General features: G+C 56.3%; 15 protein-coding genes and 1 tRNA gene. 10 read left to right on the forward strand and 6 right to left on the reverse strand.

Annotated features, from left to right (window positions below; all coding sequences use genetic code 11):
• Positions 1–84 precede the first annotated feature (84 nt).
• Positions 85–160, forward strand: a tRNA-Trp gene (locus V3W49_RS19810).
• 87 nt (positions 161–247) lie between these two features.
• Here V3W49_RS19810 and hdfR read toward each other — a convergent pair.
• Entirely contained in the window at positions 248–1,069 is an 822-nt protein-coding gene (gene hdfR, locus V3W49_RS19815; RefSeq protein WP_500147717.1) for an HTH-type transcriptional regulator HdfR, read from the reverse strand.
• Positions 1,070–1,188: 119 nt separating this feature from the next.
• Here hdfR and V3W49_RS19820 point away from each other — a divergent pair, with 119 nt between their 5' ends.
• Positions 1,189–1,527: a MaoP family protein gene (locus tag V3W49_RS19820; RefSeq protein ID WP_500147718.1), complete on the forward strand. Its 339-nt coding sequence runs from the start codon at positions 1,189–1,191 to the stop codon at positions 1,525–1,527.
• Positions 1,528–1,556: 29 nt separating this feature from the next.
• On the opposite strand, the gene V3W49_RS19825 is transcribed toward V3W49_RS19820, so the two are convergent.
• The gene (locus V3W49_RS19825) at positions 1,557–3,077 is read right to left on the reverse strand and encodes a YifB family Mg chelatase-like AAA ATPase (protein ID WP_500147719.1); all 1,521 of its coding nucleotides are present in this window, start codon (positions 3,075–3,077) and stop codon (positions 1,557–1,559) included.
• A gap of 339 nt (positions 3,078–3,416) precedes the next feature.
• On the opposite strand from V3W49_RS19825, the gene ilvL reads away from it, so the two are divergent.
• From ilvL to ilvA, 6 genes are all read left to right on the forward strand, one after another.
• Entirely contained in the window at positions 3,417–3,515 is a 99-nt protein-coding gene (gene ilvL, locus V3W49_RS19830; protein ID WP_138095212.1) for an ilv operon leader peptide, read from the forward strand.
• A gap of 141 nt (positions 3,516–3,656) precedes the next feature.
• Entirely contained in the window at positions 3,657–5,303 is a 1,647-nt protein-coding gene (ilvG, locus tag V3W49_RS19835) for an acetolactate synthase 2 catalytic subunit (protein WP_500147720.1), read from the forward strand.
• Positions 5,300–5,557, forward strand: coding sequence for an acetolactate synthase 2 small subunit (gene ilvM, locus V3W49_RS19840; RefSeq protein ID WP_500147721.1), 258 nt, complete (start codon positions 5,300–5,302; stop codon positions 5,555–5,557). Before ilvG ends, ilvM begins: the two co-directional genes overlap by 4 nt.
• Positions 5,558–5,578: 21 nt before the next feature.
• On the forward strand, positions 5,579–6,514 hold the full coding sequence (locus V3W49_RS19845; RefSeq protein WP_500147722.1) for a branched-chain amino acid transaminase: 936 nt from the start codon (positions 5,579–5,581) through the stop codon (positions 6,512–6,514).
• 67 nt (positions 6,515–6,581) lie between these two features.
• Positions 6,582–8,432 (forward strand): dihydroxy-acid dehydratase, encoded by a 1,851-nt coding sequence (ilvD, locus tag V3W49_RS19850; protein ID WP_500147723.1) that lies wholly within the window; start codon positions 6,582–6,584, stop codon positions 8,430–8,432.
• Positions 8,433–8,437: 5 nt separating this feature from the next.
• Positions 8,438–9,979, forward strand: a complete 1,542-nt coding sequence (gene ilvA, locus V3W49_RS19855) for a threonine ammonia-lyase, biosynthetic (protein ID WP_500147724.1) — start codon at positions 8,438–8,440, stop codon at positions 9,977–9,979.
• On the opposite strand, the gene ilvY is transcribed toward ilvA, so the two are convergent.
• Positions 9,980–10,888: an HTH-type transcriptional activator IlvY gene (gene ilvY, locus V3W49_RS19860; RefSeq protein WP_500147725.1), complete on the reverse strand. Its 909-nt coding sequence runs from the start codon at positions 10,886–10,888 to the stop codon at positions 9,980–9,982.
• Positions 10,889–11,043: 155 nt separating this feature from the next.
• On the opposite strand from ilvY, the gene ilvC reads away from it, so the two are divergent.
• Entirely contained in the window at positions 11,044–12,519 is a 1,476-nt protein-coding gene (gene ilvC / locus V3W49_RS19865) for a ketol-acid reductoisomerase (RefSeq protein WP_500147726.1), read from the forward strand.
• A 79-nt stretch (positions 12,520–12,598) separates the two neighbouring features.
• Here the strand turns inward: ilvC and ppiC are convergent, their stop codons facing one another.
• Positions 12,599–12,880 carry a peptidylprolyl isomerase PpiC gene (gene ppiC, locus V3W49_RS19870; protein WP_500147727.1) on the reverse strand — a complete coding sequence of 94 codons (282 nt, stop codon included), beginning with the start codon at positions 12,878–12,880 and terminating at the stop codon, positions 12,599–12,601.
• 110 nt (positions 12,881–12,990) lie between these two features.
• Here ppiC and rep point away from each other — a divergent pair, with 110 nt between their 5' ends.
• Positions 12,991–15,012 (forward strand): DNA helicase Rep, encoded by a 2,022-nt coding sequence (rep, locus tag V3W49_RS19875; RefSeq protein ID WP_500147728.1) that lies wholly within the window; start codon positions 12,991–12,993, stop codon positions 15,010–15,012.
• A 17-nt stretch (positions 15,013–15,029) separates the two neighbouring features.
• Here the strand turns inward: rep and gppA are convergent, their stop codons facing one another.
• Positions 15,030–16,520 carry a guanosine-5'-triphosphate,3'-diphosphate diphosphatase gene (gene gppA, locus V3W49_RS19880; protein WP_500147729.1) on the reverse strand — a complete coding sequence of 497 codons (1,491 nt, stop codon included), beginning with the start codon at positions 16,518–16,520 and terminating at the stop codon, positions 15,030–15,032.
• A 5-nt stretch (positions 16,521–16,525) separates the two neighbouring features.
• The gene (rhlB, locus tag V3W49_RS19885; protein WP_500147730.1) at positions 16,526–17,785 is read right to left on the reverse strand and encodes an ATP-dependent RNA helicase RhlB; all 1,260 of its coding nucleotides are present in this window, start codon (positions 17,783–17,785) and stop codon (positions 16,526–16,528) included.
• Positions 17,786–17,962: the final 177 nt, after the last annotated feature.

Here is a 17,962-nt window from a genome sequence, read left to right on the forward strand (position 1 = left end):
GAGCGGTAGTTCAGTTGGTTAGAATACCTGCCTGTCACGCAGGGGGTCGCGGGTTCGAGTCCCGTCCGTTCCGCCACCCTATTTAGGGGCGTAGTTCAATTGGTAGAGCACCGGTCTCCAAAACCGGGTGTTGGGGGTTCGAGTCCCTCCGCCCCTGCCAGAATAATAATCCTTAGCGACTGCTAAGGATTTTTTTTTGCTTTTTTCCCGCCAATGGCGATCTCCAGGATCGCCTTGATTATCACGGTTATAAAATCACAGCAGTCTTCAGAACCTCTTTGAGCTGACTCAGTTTGTCGCTGTTCTGTAGCCATATAGCGTACAGAGGACGTGTAACCTCTACGCTATCGCTGACCAGACTTAGCCCTTCCCTTTGCGCAGCCCAGGTAACAGGCAGCCAGGCGCAACCATCCAGTTCCGGTAACATACGTGTCGCGATCTCGGCTGAACTGGTGGTTAACAGCGGTATATCGTCACTCATTAGCAGGCCTGTCTCGTGTTGCTGGAAGTCCGGGCCCCATTCCAGGCGCAAGTAGGTTAAAGTGGATTTGGGGCGAGCTGGCGTTGCGCAGAATAAGGACAGATTAAACTGGCCAACCACCTGGCTGCTCATCTCATCCATTTTGGGCGATTCAGTGGTGATCAGAAGATCCAACTGGCGTTCGTGCAGTTGTTTTACCAGTGACTGGCGCTGAGCAATACGTGCTTCGAATTGCATACCGGACTGCTCTTTGTAGAGTCTTGGCAACCATGGCGACAGTACGCATTCCCAGAGCGAGGCGCTGGCGCCTATGGTGAATTCATTGTGTCGTGAAGTATTCGAAACCTCTTTTTTCGCAGCCAGCCAGGTATTCATCAGGTTTTCCGCGTAAGGGAGCAGACGTTCGCCTGCTGTGGTCAGGCGGATGTTATTTCGATGCCGGGTAAACAGGTTCACACCTAACTGGTTTTCAAGCTGTCGGATACGAAAACTGACTGCGGATTGAGTCAGATATAACGCTTCGGCAGCGCGCCCAAAGTGGCGAGTTCTGCTCACTTCCAGGAAGGTTTTTAGTAATTCCGTATCCACGCCTTTCCCCCAAAAATCTTTTGTCGTTCTGATTTAAATGTTTTGTTTTACACTCTGTCAAGCGTAACTAATACTCCGCGCCATAACTAGCTCGTTCAGGATAATCAGGAGCGTGTAGAATGGCGGAAAGCTTTTCGACGACTAATCGATTTTTCGACAATAAATTTTACCCGCGCGGGTTTTCCCGTCATGGTGACTTCACCATTAAAGAAGCCCAGTTGCTGGAGCATCGGGGGTTCGCTTTCAATGAGTTGAACCTGGGTAAGCGTGAGCCTGCAACTGAAGCAGAAAAGCAGTTTGTGGAGGTTTGTCGCGGCCAGCGTGAGCCGGTGACGGATGAAGAGCGCGTATGGACTAAGTACATGGCGCGCATCAATCGTCCACGGCGTTTCCATACGCTTTCCGGCGGTAAGCCTCAGATGGAGGGGGCTGACGATTACAGCGACTCCGACGATTAAAAAACAGTAAGGGCCTTCAGGCCCTTTTCTTATGCCATCATCTTACGCAGATGAATCAGTAAGCGATCGATAGCCCGGTAGCTCAATGCTTCCTGCAGGTGCTGACGTTGAATCTGTGGCTGATGCTCAAGATCGGCAATAGTTCTGGCAACCCTGAGCAGTCGCTGCCAGGCCCGAACAGAAAGCTCCATGCGGGTAAGCGCTTCTTCAAGCCACTGGGCATCTTCCGGTTGCAGTGCGCAGAATCGGCGTATCGCCGGGTTATCAAGGTGAGCATTGAGCCGCTGTTGCCGCGTATTTTGCCGTCTGTGGGCCGCTGTCACGCGTTCACGTACCTCGGTGCTGGTTTCCCCCTGATTGTGCAGACCTGACAGCGTTCCGGGCGGCAGAAGCGGGATTTCCAGCGACATATCGAAACGATCGAGGAAGGGGCCGGAAAGTCGGTTGATATAGCGTAATGTTTGTTGCAGCCCGCTGTGGCTTTGATTTCCCTGCCAGTCACCCGAAGGGCTGGGATTCATTGCCGCTATCAGTTGAAAGCGCGCCGGATAGCGAACTTTAGCCCGAGTGCGCGAGATAACAATTTCACCAGACTCGATGGGTTCGCGCAGGGCGTCCAGCACCCGCCGGTTAAACTCCGGCAGTTCATCAAGAAACAGAATGCCGTTATGCGCCAGAGAGATCTCTCCGGGGCCAGGTATGGAGCCGCCGCCCACCAGCGCAGCCATTGAAGCGCTGTGGTGGGGTGTCCGAAATGGACGTTGCTTCCATTGTTGCCGCAGATGATGAGGGCTAACCAGGCTCAGTATTGCTGCGCTTTCCAACGCTTCGCTGTTACTCAGCGGTGGCAATAATCCGCGTAAGCGACTTGCCAGCATCGTCTTTCCGGTGCCCGGAGGGCCGAGAAGCAACAGGTTATGTCCCCCGGCAGCGGCGATCTCCAGCGCCCGTTTCCCCTGGCCCTGACCAATAATATCGCGCAAATCCTCATATTGTTCTGTATGGCTAAGGCAGGGGGCTTCCGGCTCCGGCAGCGTCGTTTTACCTTCCAGAAAGGCGCAGACATCGGCCAGGTGGCGTGCGATAAAACATCCTGGCTCACCGATTAATCCCACTTCATCCGCATTTTCCGCGGCGACGATAACCTGTCTACCGACACGCAGTCCTTCCATCGCGCTGGATATCGCGCCAGGAACGCCTCTCAGAGCGCCAGTAAGCGCCAGCTCCCCCAGAAACTCATAGCGCTCAGGATGCCGGATGCAAAGTTGCTCTGAGGCTACCAGGAGCGCCAGAGCAATAGGGAGGTCAAAGCGACCACCTTCCTTGGGAAGATCTGCCGGAGCCAGATTTAGCGTAATTTTGCGGGCGGGAAATTGATATCCGCTGTTAATAATAGCGCTACGCACCCGATCCCGGGCTTCTTTAACGGTCGTTTCAGGCAAACCCACCATGGTTAAACCCGGTAATCCCTGACTGATATGCGCCTCGACGGTGACCTGGGGAGCGGTAATGCCCAGAGTTGCGCGTGTATGAATAATAGACAGTGTCATAAAGCCTCCCGGAATCTTCCATCATGGTTGATTCATCACTGGAGGCCAGTATGTTTATTCAGGATTGCGTAGCTTATTCCTGCATATCTTAACCTTTTCTTGTTTTTTCATGATGAATGCGCGCCAGATCGCGTTGTAATGGCGCTATTTCTGTTGATGTTACAGGATGGGGGTGTCTGAATTTTTTTCATGAGTCTCTTATTGTTTGAAACATAACAGTTTTTCAGGAAATACTTCGCCTGCTTATGAAATGCCCCATAAAAAAATCTTGTCACCAGCGCGATCTCTGTGGTAACTCTGTAGGCATTACTTCGAACAAGTTTAGTGAACGAATATCTGATGAAAGCCCTTCTACTAGTGGTCAGCCTGGTCGTAATTAGCGTGGTGGTGATTATTATTCCGCCGTGCGGGGCTGCACTTGGGAGAAGAAAGGCTTAAAAATCAAGCCTGAATCGAAGAGAACCCCCGCACCGAAAGGTCCGGGGGTTTTTTGTTGGTTGTATCAATGAGTGGTGAGGAACAGAGAATGAGCAACAGTATAAAATCCTGTTTCTTCCGTAGTGAGACGGGGATTTAACTATGAATGGTGCGCAGTGGGTAGTACATGCTTTGCGAGCACAGGGTGTTAACACAGTTTTCGGTTATCCTGGCGGGGCAATTATGCCGGTCTATGACGCGCTCTATGACGGCGGTGTGGAACACCTACTGTGCAGGCATGAGCAGGGGGCGGCAATGGCAGCCATCGGCTATGCCCGCGCCACGGGCAAAACAGGCGTTTGCATCGCGACTTCTGGTCCGGGCGCCACCAATTTGCTGACCGGCCTGGCGGATGCCCTGCTGGACTCCATCCCTGTCGTTGCGATTACCGGGCAGGTTGCAGCTCCGTTAATTGGCACCGATGCGTTTCAGGAAGTGGATGTGTTGGGTCTTTCCCTGGCCTGTACCAAACACAGCTTCCTGGTTCAGTCGCTGGATGAGCTGCCGCGCGTTATCGCTCAGGCCTTCGAGGTCGCTCAATCTGGTCGTCCCGGCCCGGTACTGGTCGATATCCCGAAAGATATCCAGGTGGCCGTTGGAGAGCCTGCTCCACTGTTAAGCAGCGTTCAGGGCGATGTCTCTCTGCCGCAAGCCGAGCTGGATCTGGCGCTGGAGATGCTGAAAACCGCACAGCGTCCGGTATTGTATGTCGGCGGCGGTGTCGGGATGGCCGGAGCCGTTCCGGCCCTGCGGGCTTTCATCGCCGCTACCGGTATACCCGCTACCTGTACCCTGAAAGGGTTGGGTGCGGTCGATGCCGAACAGCCTGGCTATCTCGGTATGCTGGGAATGCATGGAACCAAGGCGGCGAACCTTGCCGTGCAGCAGAGCGACCTGCTGATTGCCGTCGGTGCCCGTTTTGACGACAGAGTTACCGGTAAGCTCAATACTTTTGCACCGGATGCGCGGGTGATCCACATGGATATCGATCCGGCGGAGATGAGCAAACTGCGTCAGGCCCACGTCGAACTGTGCGGCGATCTGAATTGTCTGCTGCCTGCACTGACACAGCCGCTGTCTATTGCCCCCTGGCAGGAACACGTCGCCGGGCTGCGTACCGAACATGCATGGCGCTACGATCATCCCGGGGAGGCCATCTATGCCCCCCTGTTACTGAAGCAGCTTTCCGAGCGTAAATCACCGCAGGCTGTGGTCACGACGGATGTCGGCCAGCACCAGATGTGGGCCGCGCAGCATATGACCTTTACCCGCCCGGAAAATTTCATCACTTCCAGCGGTCTCGGCACCATGGGCTTTGGTCTGCCTGCGGCGGTTGGCGCTCAGGTGGCGCGTCCGGAAGATACTGTTATCTGCATCAGCGGCGATGGATCTTTCATGATGAACGTTCAGGAGCTGGGAACGGTGAAACGAAAGCAGCTGCCGTTAAAGATCGTGTTACTGGATAACCAGCGGTTAGGGATGGTTCGCCAGTGGCAGCAGCTCTTTTTCTCTGAGCGTTACAGTGAAACCAACCTTTCCGATAACCCCGATTTTCTGATGCTGGCCAGCGCTTTTGGCATTCCAGGCCAGCACATTACCCGTAAGGACCAGGTGGAAGCGGCGCTGGACGCCATGTTGAATAGCGACGGCCCTTATCTGCTTCACGTCTCGATTGATGAGCTTGAGAACGTCTGGCCGTTGGTGCCCCCGGGCGCCAGTAACTCACAAATGCTGGAGAAAGTATCATGATGCAACATCAACTCGCCGTGCAGGCTCGTTTTCGGCCAGAGACGCTGGAGCGCGTATTACGCGTGGTTCGCCATCGCGGCTTTCATATCTGTGCCATGAATATGGCGTCCGGGCTGAACACGGAGAACATTAATATCGAATTGACCGTTGCCAGCCCACGACCGGTCGAATTACTGTTTAGTCAGTTAAGCAAACTGGTGGATGTCGATAACGTCGAGATCCAACAACCCACATCACAACAAATACGCGCCTGAGCAAGCGCCAAAGGAAGAGAAATGACGACGAAGAAAGCTGATTACATCTGGTTCAATGGTGAGATGACCCCATGGGGCGAGGCGAAAGTCCACGTTATGTCCCACGCGCTGCACTACGGAACCTCGGTATTTGAAGGTATCCGCTGCTACGAATCTCACAAGGGCCCGGTGGTGTTTCGTCATCGTGAACATATGCAGCGTCTGCGTGATTCAGCCAAAATCTATCGTTTTCCGGTGTCACAGAGCGTCGACGAACTGATGGAAGCCTGCCGCGAGGTGATTCGCAAAAATAATCTGACCAGCGCTTATATCCGCCCGCTGGTTTTTGTGGGCGATGTTGGTATGGGCGTTAACCCGCCGGACGGTTACTCCACCGATGTCATTATCGCAGCCTTCCCGTGGGGCGCCTATCTGGGAGCCGAAGCGCTGGATCAGGGCATCGACGCCATGGTTTCTTCCTGGAACCGCGCCGCGCCGAATACCATTCCGACGGCCGCTAAAGCAGGGGGAAACTACCTTTCGTCTCTGCTGGTTGGCAGCGAAGCGCGTCGCCATGGCTACCAGGAAGGCATTGCGCTGGATGTGAATGGCTACATCTCTGAAGGCGCCGGCGAGAACCTGTTTGAAGTGAAAGATGGCGTACTGTTTACGCCGCCGTTTACCTCTTCCGCCCTGCCGGGCATTACCCGCGACGCCATCATTAAACTGGCGGAAGATCTGGGGATTGAAGTTCGTGAGCAGGTGCTGTCCCGTGAATCGCTCTATCTGGCGGACGAAGTCTTTATGTCAGGTACGGCGGCGGAAATCACGCCGGTGCGCAGCGTGGATGGTATCCAGGTCGGCGCTGGCCGCTGTGGCCCGGTGACCAAGCGTATCCAGCAGGCTTTCTTCGGCCTGTTTACCGGTGAAACCGAAGATAAATGGGGCTGGCTGGATCCGGTTAACCCCGCTCAATAACTAAAATGATTCGTCCGGGCGACCATGTATTGCCCGGACATGCAGACAGACCAGGAGTGAATAACGCATGCCAAAGTATCGTTCCGCCACCACAACACACGGCCGCAATATGGCGGGAGCCCGCGCGCTGTGGCGCGCGACCGGGATGACCGATAATGACTTCGGAAAACCCATTATTGCGGTGGTGAACTCTTTCACCCAATTCGTTCCGGGACACGTGCATCTGCGCGACCTGGGAAAGCTGGTCGCTGAGCAGATCGAGGCTGCGGGCGGGGTGGCAAAAGAGTTTAATACGATAGCCGTGGATGACGGCATCGCTATGGGGCACGGGGGCATGCTTTATTCTCTGCCGTCGCGCGAACTGATCGCCGACTCCGTTGAGTATATGGTGAACGCCCACTGCGCAGACGCCATGGTGTGCATCTCTAACTGCGACAAGATCACCCCGGGAATGTTAATGGCTTCCCTGCGGCTCAATATTCCGGTGATTTTCGTCTCCGGTGGCCCGATGGAGGCCGGTAAAACCAAACTGTCCGACCAGATCATCAAGCTTGATCTGGTGGATGCCATGATTCAGGGCGCAGATCCAAAAGTCTCCGACGAACAGAGTAACGAAGTGGAGCGTTCCGCCTGTCCGACCTGCGGCTCCTGTTCCGGGATGTTCACCGCTAACTCCATGAACTGTCTGACTGAAGCGCTGGGGCTGTCGCAGCCGGGCAACGGTTCGCTGTTGGCGACCCATGCCGATCGTAAGCAGTTATTCCTGAATGCCGGCAAGCGCATCGTCGAACTGACCAAACGTTACTATGAACAGGACGACGCCAGCGCGCTGCCGCGTAGCATCGCCAGCAAGGCGGCGTTTGAGAATGCCATGACGCTGGATATCGCGATGGGCGGCTCCACCAATACCGTTCTGCATTTGCTGGCCGCCGCTCAGGAGGCGGAGATCGACTTCACAATGAGTGATATCGACAAACTCTCTCGTCGCGTTCCCCAGTTGTGTAAGGTCGCGCCGAGTACCCAGAAATACCATATGGAAGATGTACACCGTGCGGGTGGCGTTATCGGTATTCTGGGCGAGCTGGATCGCGCCGGGTTGCTGAATCGCGATGTGAAAAACGTGCTGGGCCTGACGCTTCCTCAAACGCTGGAGCAGTACGACATCATGCTGACCCGGGATGAGGCGGTGAAGAAGATGTATTCCGCAGGCCCGGCAGGCATTCGCACTACCGAAGCCTTCTCGCAGGACTGTCGCTGGGATTCTCTGGATGACGATCGCGCGGAAGGTTGTATTCGTTCTCTGGATAACGCATACAGTCAGGATGGCGGGCTGGCGGTGCTGTATGGCAACTTCGCTGAAAATGGCTGTATCGTGAAGACGGCCGGGGTGGATGACAGCATCCTGAAGTTTCGCGGCCCGGCGAAAGTGTTTGAAAGTCAGGATGCTGCGGTCGACGCCATTCTGGGCGGTAAAATCGAAGCCGGCGATGTGGTGGTGATTCGCTATGAAGGGCCGAAAGGTGGGCCGGGCATGCAGGAAATGCTCTATCCGACCAGCTTCCTGAAGTCGATGGGGCTGGGTAAGGCCTGCGCCCTGATTACCGATGGGCGCTTTTCTGGCGGGACTTCCGGTCTTTCTATCGGCCACGTTTCTCCGGAAGCGGCGAACGGCGGCAGCATCGGCCTTATCGAGGACGGCGACACGATCGCCATCGATATTCCCAACCGGGGTATTCAACTGGAGGTGAGCGATCAGGAGCTGGCCGCCCGTCGTGAGGCGCAGGAAGCTCGGGGCGATCGTGCCTGGACGCCGCTTAACCGCGAACGCCAGGTCTCCTTCGCGTTGCGGGCCTACGCCAGTCTGGCGACCAGCGCTGATAAAGGCGCCGTGCGCGATAAAAGCAAGCTGGGAGGCTAACCGTTATGGCTGTAACCCAACCTCTTGGCGAGGCCCCCTGCGGGGCCGAATATCTGCGGGCGGTGCTGCGTGCGCCGGTTTATGAGGTCGCGCAGGTGACGCCGCTTCAGAAAATGGAAAAGCTTTCTTCAAGGCTCGATAATGTGGTGCTGGTAAAGCGTGAAGACAGGCAGCCAGTACACAGCTTTAAACTGCGCGGCGCCTACGCCATGATCGCCGGGCTTTCCGAAGAGCAAAAAGCGCGTGGCGTGATCACCGCATCGGCGGGAAATCACGCCCAGGGCGTGGCGCTTTCCTCCAGCCGATTGGGCATCAATGCGCTCATCGTGATGCCGGTAACGACCGCCGATATCAAAGTGGATGCGGTGCGCGGCTTTGGCGGCGAAGTGCTGCTCTATGGTAACAACTTTGACGAAGCCAGGGCGAAGGCGATTGAACTGTGCGAACAGCAGGGCTTTACCTGGGTGCCGCCGTTCGATCATCCGGCGGTAGTGGCAGGCCAGGGCACCCTGGCACTGGAGCTGTTACAGCAGGACGCGCATCTTGACCGGGTATTCGTTCCGGTTGGTGGCGGTGGTCTGGCGGCCGGCGTGGCGGTACTTATCAAACAGCTGATGCCGCAGATCAAAGTGATCGCGGTGGAAGCGGAGGATTCCGCCTGTCTGAAAGCTGCGCTGGAAGCCGGCGCACCGGTGGATCTGCCGCGCGTCGGACTGTTTGCCGAAGGGGTGGCCGTTAAACGCATTGGTGATGAAACCTTCCGGCTGTGTCGCGAATATCTCGACGATATTATCACCGTGGACAGCGATGCGATCTGCGCCGCCATGAAGGACTTGTTTGAAGACGTGCGCGCGGTGGCTGAACCTTCCGGTGCGCTGGCCCTGGCGGGTATGAAAAAATACGTGCAGCAGCACGGCATTCGCGGCGAGCGTCTGGCCCATGTACTGTCGGGCGCTAACGTTAATTTCCATGGTCTGCGTTATGTCTCTGAACGCTGTGAACTCGGGGAACAGCGTGAAGCGCTGCTGGCGGTGACTATTCCGGAAGAGAAAGGGAGCTTCCTGAAATTCTGCCAGCTACTGGGCGGACGTGCGGTGACCGAGTTTAACTATCGCTTCGCCGACGATAAATCCGCCTGCATCTTTGTGGGGGTGCGGTTAAGCCGCGGGCTGGAGGAACGCCGGGAGATTATCGATCTGCTGAGTCAGGGAGGCTACAGCGTGGTGGATCTTTCTGACGATGAGATGGCGAAACTTCACGTGCGCTATATGGTCGGGGGGCGTCCTTCCCGGTCGCTGCAGGAACGTCTCTACAGCTTTGAATTCCCGGAATCGCCGGGGGCGCTGCTGCGCTTCCTGCAAACTCTGGGCACTCACTGGAATATCTCGCTGTTCCACTACCGCAGCCACGGCACCGACTACGGACGGGTGCTGGCGGCTTTCGAACTGGGCTGCCACGAGCCGGATTTTGAAACCCGCCTGAAGGAGTTGGGTTACGAGTGCCACGAAGAGACACAAAATCCGGCGTTTCGCTTTTTCCTGGCCTGATTAACGAGCGGCGGGCTCCTTACGCTGCTGCACGATTTTCCAGAACGCGCCAATAAGCGGCTCATGCAGCCGCTTTTTTTGTGCGCAGACCCCCAACTCAAACGGCGTTTTCTCATCGCTGCGCTCCAGTACCGTCACCCGGTTGCGCACCGGTTCGGGGCTGTTTTCCAGTACCACTTCCGGTATTAACGCCACGCCGCAGCCCAGTGCCACCATGGAAACCATGGCCTCATGACCGGCGACCGTGGCGTAAATAAAGGGGTTACTGAGCTTGTGGCGGCGAAACCACAGCTCGATGCGTCGCCGCACCGGCCCCTGATCCGGCAGGATAAAGGGCACCTGCGACCATTCCGGTTGTGCCTCGCTGACCTGGCTACGCACCGGGCAGGCCAGCGCCGGGCCAATCAGCACCACCGGCAGATTTTCCAGCATGGCGAAATCAATAGCGGCGGGCAGGGTTTCCGGCTTACCGGCAATTGCAATATCCGCTTCTCCTGAGAGCGCCTTCTCTACCGCATCTGCGGCGTCACCGGTGGTCAGCTTAATTTCGACCGACGGATGCTCGGCGCGGAAGCGATCGAGGATGGGCGGCAGATGGCTGTAGGCGGCGGTCACCGAACAGAACAGATGCAATTCCCCGGACAGCGATGGCCCCTGCTGGGCCAGAGTGTGGCGTAACTGCTGATACTGCAACAGGGTCTGCTGGGCAAACTGGCGCAGTGATTCTCCCGCTTCGGTGAGCGTTACGGTGCGGTTATCGCGGATGAACAGCGGCTGCCCCAGCTCATCCTCCAGCCGCTGGATCTGGCGCGACAGCGTAGAGGGGCTGACATGCATGGCCCGCGCGCTACGCCCAAAATGGCGGCTTTCAGCCAGATGCAGAAACATTTTCAGATCGCGGAAGTCCACGGAATTGCCCCTCTTTTTTTTGTTGCGTTATATGCAATATGACGTTGTTAATATATCAATTTGCGCAACGAATTTCCTGTCATATAGTGGCCTTATTCCCCGCAACAATATGCGGCACGATAACGAACACACCACGACATCGACGGAGTTGTACAATGGCTAACTATTTTAATACGTTAAATCTGCGCCAGCAGTTGGCGCAACTGGGTAAATGTCGCTTTATGGCGCGTGATGAATTCGCCGACGGAGCGAGCTACCTGAAAGGGAAAAAAGTAGTCATCGTCGGTTGTGGTGCCCAGGGGCTTAACCAGGGCCTGAACATGCGTGATTCCGGGCTGGATGTTTCCTACGCCCTGCGTGCCGAAGCCATCGCGGAAAAGCGCGCCTCCTGGCGTAAGGCCACCGAAAACGGCTTTAAAGTGGGTACCTACGAAGAGCTGATCCCGCAGGCCGATCTGGTGGTCAACCTGACGCCTGATAAGCAGCACTCCGCCGTGGTACAGGCGGTGCAGCCGATGATGAAAGATGGTGCTGCGCTGGGCTATTCCCACGGTTTTAACATCGTCGAGGTGGGTGAGCAGATTCGTAAGGATGTGACCGTCGTGATGGTGGCACCCAAGTGCCCGGGTACCGAAGTACGTGAAGAGTACAAGCGCGGTTTCGGGGTTCCGACCCTGATCGCGGTGCATCCGGAAAACGATCCGAAAGGTGAGGGCATGGCCATCGCCAAAGCATGGGCTGCCGCCACTGGCGGCCACCGAGCCGGGGTGCTGGAATCCTCCTTCGTTGCTGAGGTGAAATCCGACCTGATGGGCGAACAGACCATTCTGTGCGGTATGCTGCAGGCGGGTTCTTTGCTGTGCTACGACCGCCTGGTGAAGGATGGCGCGGATCCGGCGTATGCTGGTAAGCTGATTCAGTACGGTTGGGAAACCGTAACCGAAGCGCTGAAGCAGGGGGGTATCACGCTGATGATGGACCGCCTGTCCAACCCGGCGAAACTGCGCGCTTTCGCGCTCTCCGAGCAGCTGAAAACGATTATGGCACCGCTGTTCCAGAAGCATATGGACGATATCATTTCCGGCGAATTCTCTTCCGGCATGATGGCCGACTGGGCCAACGACGATAAGAAATTGCTGACCTGGCGTGAGGAGACCGGTGCGACCGCTTTTGAAAACGCTCCGCAGTATGAAGGCAAAATCGAAGAGCAGACTTATTTCGATGAAGGTGTGCTGATGATCGCCATGGTGAAGGCGGGCGTAGAGCTGGCGTTCGAAACTATGGTGGATTCCGGCATCATCGCCGAGTCAGCCTATTATGAGTCGCTGCACGAGCTGCCGCTGATTGCCAATACCATCGCCCGTAAGCGCCTGTATGAGATGAATGTGGTTATCTCCGATACCGCTGAGTACGGTAACTACCTGTTCGCTAACGCCGCAGTGCCTTTGCTGCAGGAGTTTATGTCCCGTCTGCAGCCGGGAGATCTGGGTAAAGCGGCATCGGCTGGCGCCGTAGATAACGCTCAACTGCGTGACGTAAACGAAGCCGTACGCGGTCATGCCATCGAGCTGGTGGGCCGCAAGCTGCGCGGCTATATGACCGATATGAAGCGTATTGCTGTCGCGGGTTAAAGAGGACACCCTCACCCCGGCCCTCTCCCTTTGGGAGAGGGCGTAATCATCTTCTCTCCCGGGAGAGAAGATGATGCTGTTACCTCCGGTACAACACCTTAATAATGTGCCAGCCGAATTTGGTTTTTACCGGCCCGTAAGGCTTCAGTAGCGGGCAGCTAAATACCGCCTTATCGAAAGGGGCGACCATCGTGCCCTGGCGGAATTCCCCAAGATCGCCGCCGTTACGTCCGGAAGGGCAGCTGGAATAGCGTCTGGCGAGGTGATCGAAGCTTTTCCCCTTCTCCAGCTGTTCCATAATTTCCCGGGCTTTGGCTTCGGTTTTCACCAGAATATGCAAAGCTGCCGCGGTTCTGGCCATTATTTCTCTCCGTCAGATAATCACTTAGCCATAACTCTACCATCCGGTGTCAATCACGGGCAGGCTTTCTGCTACAATCCTCACCCCGTTTATCTATTGAGCAGGTTGTTATGCGTCTGAATCCCGCCCAACAAGAAGCCGTCGAGTTTGTTTCCGGTCCTTGCCTGGTTCTGGCGGGCGCCGGATCCGGTAAGACGAGAGTGATTACTAACAAAATTGCCCACCTGATTCGCGGCTGCGGCTATCAGGCGCGCCATATTGCGGCGGTCACCTTTACCAACAAAGCCGCGCGTGAAATGAAAGAGCGCGTGGCCCAGACGCTGGGGCGTAAAGAAGCTCGTGGCTTGATGATCTCCACTTTCCATACACTGGGGCTGGAGATTATCAAGCGTGAGTATGCGGCGCTGGGAATGAAGTCCAACTTTTCGCTGTTTGACGATACCGATCAGATGGCGCTGCTGAAAGAGCTGACGGATGAGTGGCTGGAACAGGATAAAGACCTGCTTTCACAGCTGATCTCGACTATCTCCAACTGGAAAAACGACTTGCTGATGCCGGCCCAGGCCGCCGCTCAGGCGCGCAGTGAACGTGATAAGCTGTTCGCGCACTGTTACGGGCTTTACGATGCTCACCTGAAGGCCTGCAACGTACTGGATTTCGACGATCTGATTCTGCTGCCTACACTGCTGCTGCGCGGCAACGAAGAGGTGCGTGAACGCTGGCAGAACCGCATCCGCTATCTGCTGGTGGATGAATACCAGGATACCAACACCAGCCAGTATGAACTGGTGAAGCTGCTGGCGGGAGCCCGGGCGCGCTTTACCGTGGTGGGGGATGATGACCAGTCTATCTACTCCTGGCGCGGCGCCCGGCCGCAAAACCTGGTGCTGCTGAGCCAGGACTTTCCGGCGCTGCGGGTGATTAAGCTGGAACAGAACTATCGCTCCTCTGGCCGTATCCTGAAAGCGGCCAACATTCTGATCGCCAATAACCCCCACGTGTTTGAAAAGCGGCTCTTTTCCGAGCTGGGCTACGGCGCGGAACTGAAGGTCGTTACCGCCAGTCATGAAGAGCATGAGGCGGAACGAGTCGCCGGCGAGCTGATCGCCCATCACTTTATTAATAAAACGCAATATAAGGATTACGCCATCCTTTATCGCGGCAACCACCAGTCGCGGGTCTTTGAAAAGCTTCTGATGCAGAACCGTATTCCTTATCGTATTTCTGGTGGCACCTCCTTCTTTTCGCGTCCGGAAATTAAGGATTTGCTGGCCTACCTGCGGGTGCTGACTAACCCTGACGACGACAGCGCATTTCTGCGTATCGTTAACACGCCGCGTCGCGAGATTGGGCCTGCGACGTTGCAGAAGCTGGGGGAGTGGGCGAACCAGCGCAATAAAAGCATGTTTAACGCCAGCTTTGATCTGGGGCTGAGTCAGACGCTGACCGGCCGCGGTCTGGAGGCGCTACAGCGCTTTACGCACTGGCTGGGCGAAGTGGCGAGGCTTGCGGAGCGCGAGCCGGTAGCCGCAGTTCGCGATCTCATTCATGGCATCGATTATGAGTCCTGGCTTTATGAAACTTCCCCCAGTCCGAAAGCTGCTGAAATGCGGATGAAAAACGTTAACCAGCTGTTTAGCTGGATGACTGAAATGCTGGAAGGGAGCTCCCTGGAAGAGCCAATGACGCTGACTCAGGTGGTCACCCGCTTTACGCTGCGCGACATGATGGAGCGTGGCGAAAGTGATGAGGAGCTGGACCAGGTGCAGCTCATGACCCTGCACGCCTCTAAAGGGCTGGAATTTCCTTATGTCTACCTGGTGGGCATGGAAGAGGGGCTGTTGCCGCACCAGAGCAGCATCGATGAAGATAATATCGATGAGGAGCGACGTCTGGCCTATGTGGGTATCACCCGGGCTCAGAAAGAACTGACCTTTACGCTCTGCAAAGAGCGGCGCCAGTATGGCGAACTGGTACGCCCCGAACCCAGCCGCTTTTTGCTGGAGCTGCCCCAGGACGATCTGGTCTGGGAAACGGAACGTAAGCCGGTCAGCGCTCAGGAACGAATGCAGAAAGGGCAGGCGAATGTCGCTAACCTGAAAGAGATGCTGGCGAAAGCGCGCGGCGGTTAAAGGCCGCGCGTTCTCCTTTAGCCGTGATGGATTTCCAGCGGCCAGTGAACATAGCTCTGCCACAGCGTTTCCTGCTGTAGCATCTCGGCCCCCAGCGGGTGCCGGGACAGCCAACTGGCGGGCAGCGTTAACGTTAACGTTTCTTCCTGAGCCGCCAGCGTCAGTTGAGGAACACAGTCGTCGCGGCGTCGACTGGCGAAAATAATCGCCAGTCTTAGCAGGCGGCACAGGCGTTCCGCCACTCGCGGCGGAACGGCGTTCTGCTGATGCAGAGAGGAAAGATCCACCGGGTTGGTCTGATTAAGCAGCAGGGTAGCCAGCAGCTTTTTCTGGGCGGGGGTATAGCCAGGAAGATCGAGGTTATGTACCAGATACGCCGCATGTTTTGGCGCCTGCTTAAAATCGATACTCAGACCGATTTCATGCAGCTGACAGGCGCTGTTTAACAGCGTCAGGCTCAACGGATCCAACTGCCAGTCAGCGGCAATTTGTTGTGACAGACAGCTCGCCAACTGTTGCACCCGGGTAGCCTGATCGGCATCCACCATAAAGCGTCGCTGAAGGGTATGCAGCGTGCGGTTACGGATATCCTGATCCACCGGCAAATGAAGCATACCGTAGACCAGCCCTTCGCGCAGGGCACCGCCAGCCAGGGTCATACAGTCAATCTTCAGCGCTTCAAAGATGGCGATAAGAATGGCGAGCCCGCTGGGAAAGACCAGCGCTCGCTCCAGGGTAAGTCCTTCAATCTCCAGCTCTTCAAGACGCCCGCACTGAATAGCGCGCTGCTTTAGCTGCTGTAGCTTGGTCAGGGTGATTCGTTCATCCATTCCCTGCGCCATCATAATTTCCTGCAGCGCCTGGACGGTGCCGGAGGCACCGACACAGGCGTGCCAGCCGTGGCGTTTTAGCTCATCCACTACCGGCAACAGCACTTCCCGGGCGGCGCGTTCGGCGGCGGCGAAATTCCCGGTGGTCAGACTGCGATCGCTGAAGTAGCGTTCCAGCCAGGTCACGCAACCCATAGGCAGGCTGAACAATGATGTGCTGTGGGCACCGCTACCGGTGACCAGTTCCGTGCTGGCGCCGCCGATATCCACCACCAGTCGACGGTCGTCTCCGCCAGTGGTGTGGGCGACGCCCTGATAGATCAACCGGGCTTCTTCTTCGCCGCTAATAACCTGCACCGGACAACCCAGGATCTCCTGCGCCCGCTGAATAAACTCGCGGGCGTTAGTGGCCAGACGTAGCGTGGCGGTCGCCACTACCTGAATCTGGGCATGGGGAATATCCTGCAATCGTTCGGCAAACAGCTGCAGGCACTGCCAGCCGCGCGCCATTGCCTCCTGAGAGAGGCTGTTGTCGCTGCCGAGACCGGCGGCCAGTCGGACTTTACGTTTGATGCGGGTCAGCGTCTGAATGCTACCCGCTACCTCCCTGACCACCAGCATGTGAAAGCTGTTGGAGCCGAGGTCGATAGCCGCATAGAGCGTGGAGGTATTTAGCATAGCGATTAGCTGCGACGGCGGTTACGCGGAGCGTTACGGCGTGGGCCATTGCCGGAGCGGTTACGCACCAGTTTCTTCGGCGGTGGCAGCTCGGTGAGCAGTGCGTCCGGGTCGTACTTACTTACCGGAATCGCGTGGCCGATGTAGGTTTCTATGGCGGGAAGGTTAAGGGCGTACTCCTCGCAGGCCAGGCTTATCGAATGGCCGCTGGCGCCAGCGCGTCCGGTACGGCCGATACGGTGAACGTAATCTTCGCAATCATCCGGCAGATCGTAATTAAATACGTGGGTAACGGCAGGGATATGCAGGCCGCGAGCCGCGACGTCTGTTGCCACCAGAATATCCAGGTCGCCGCGGGTGAACTCATCTAAAATACGCAGACGTTTTTTCTGTGGAACGTCGCCGGTCAGCAGGCCGACGCGATGGCCGTCCGCGGCCAGATGGCCCCAGATCTGCTCACAGCGATGCTTGGTATTGGCAAAGATGATGGCGCGATCCGGCCACTCTTCCTCAATCAGCGTCTGCAGCAGGCGCATTTTCTCTTCGTTAGAAGGATAGAAAAGCTCTTCCTTAATGCGGTGGCCGGTTTTCTGCTCCGGTTCCACTTCAATATATTCGGCATTGTTCATCTGCTCGAATGCCAGTTCGCGTACGCGATAAGAAAGGGTCGCAGAATAGAGCATGTTCAGACGCGCGGTTGCCGGCGGCATACGACGGAACAGCCAGCGGATGTCTTTAATAAAGCCGAGATCGTACATGCGATCGGCCTCATCCAGTACCACAACCTGGATTGCACTCAGATTGATATGATTCTGTTTGGTATAATCGATAAGGCGACCGGTGGTGCCGATTAGAATATCAACGCCTTTTTCCAGCACCTTCAGCTGCTTGTCGTAACCATCACCGCCGTAGGCCAGGCCCAGCTTCAGGCCGGTGGCTTCCGCCAGCGGTTCCGCATCAGAGTGAATCTGTACCGCCAGTTCGCGGGTGGGCGCCATAATCAGCGCGCGCGGTTGGTTGGTCTGACGGCCTTCCGGAGCGGGGTGTGAGAGTAAATGATGAAACGTTGACGTCAGAAACGCCATCGTTTTTCCGGTACCGGTTTGCGCCTGCCCTGCCACATCGCGTCCCGCAAGGGTCAGCGGAAGCGACAGCGCCTGGATAGGAGTACAGTTGTAAAACCCTTTTGTTTCAAGGGCTTCAACCACCTTAGGGTGCAGGGCGAAGTCGGAAAACTTCTGTTCAGTTAAATGTGTTTTGCTCATAGTGTGGTAGAATATCAGCTTACTATTGCTTTACGAAAGCGTATCCGGTGAAATAAAGTCAACCAAAAATGTTGGTTGGGCTGTGCCTCACCATTCTCTTCCGGCGTCGCTGGCAGGTAATGATGAGACACAGCCTAAATTTACACCAACAAACCAGGCATAATCCTGTGGAGTTAA

This window comes from Rosenbergiella sp. YN46 (genome assembly GCF_036620675.1).
GTDB lineage: Bacteria > Pseudomonadota > Gammaproteobacteria > Enterobacterales > Enterobacteriaceae > Jejubacter.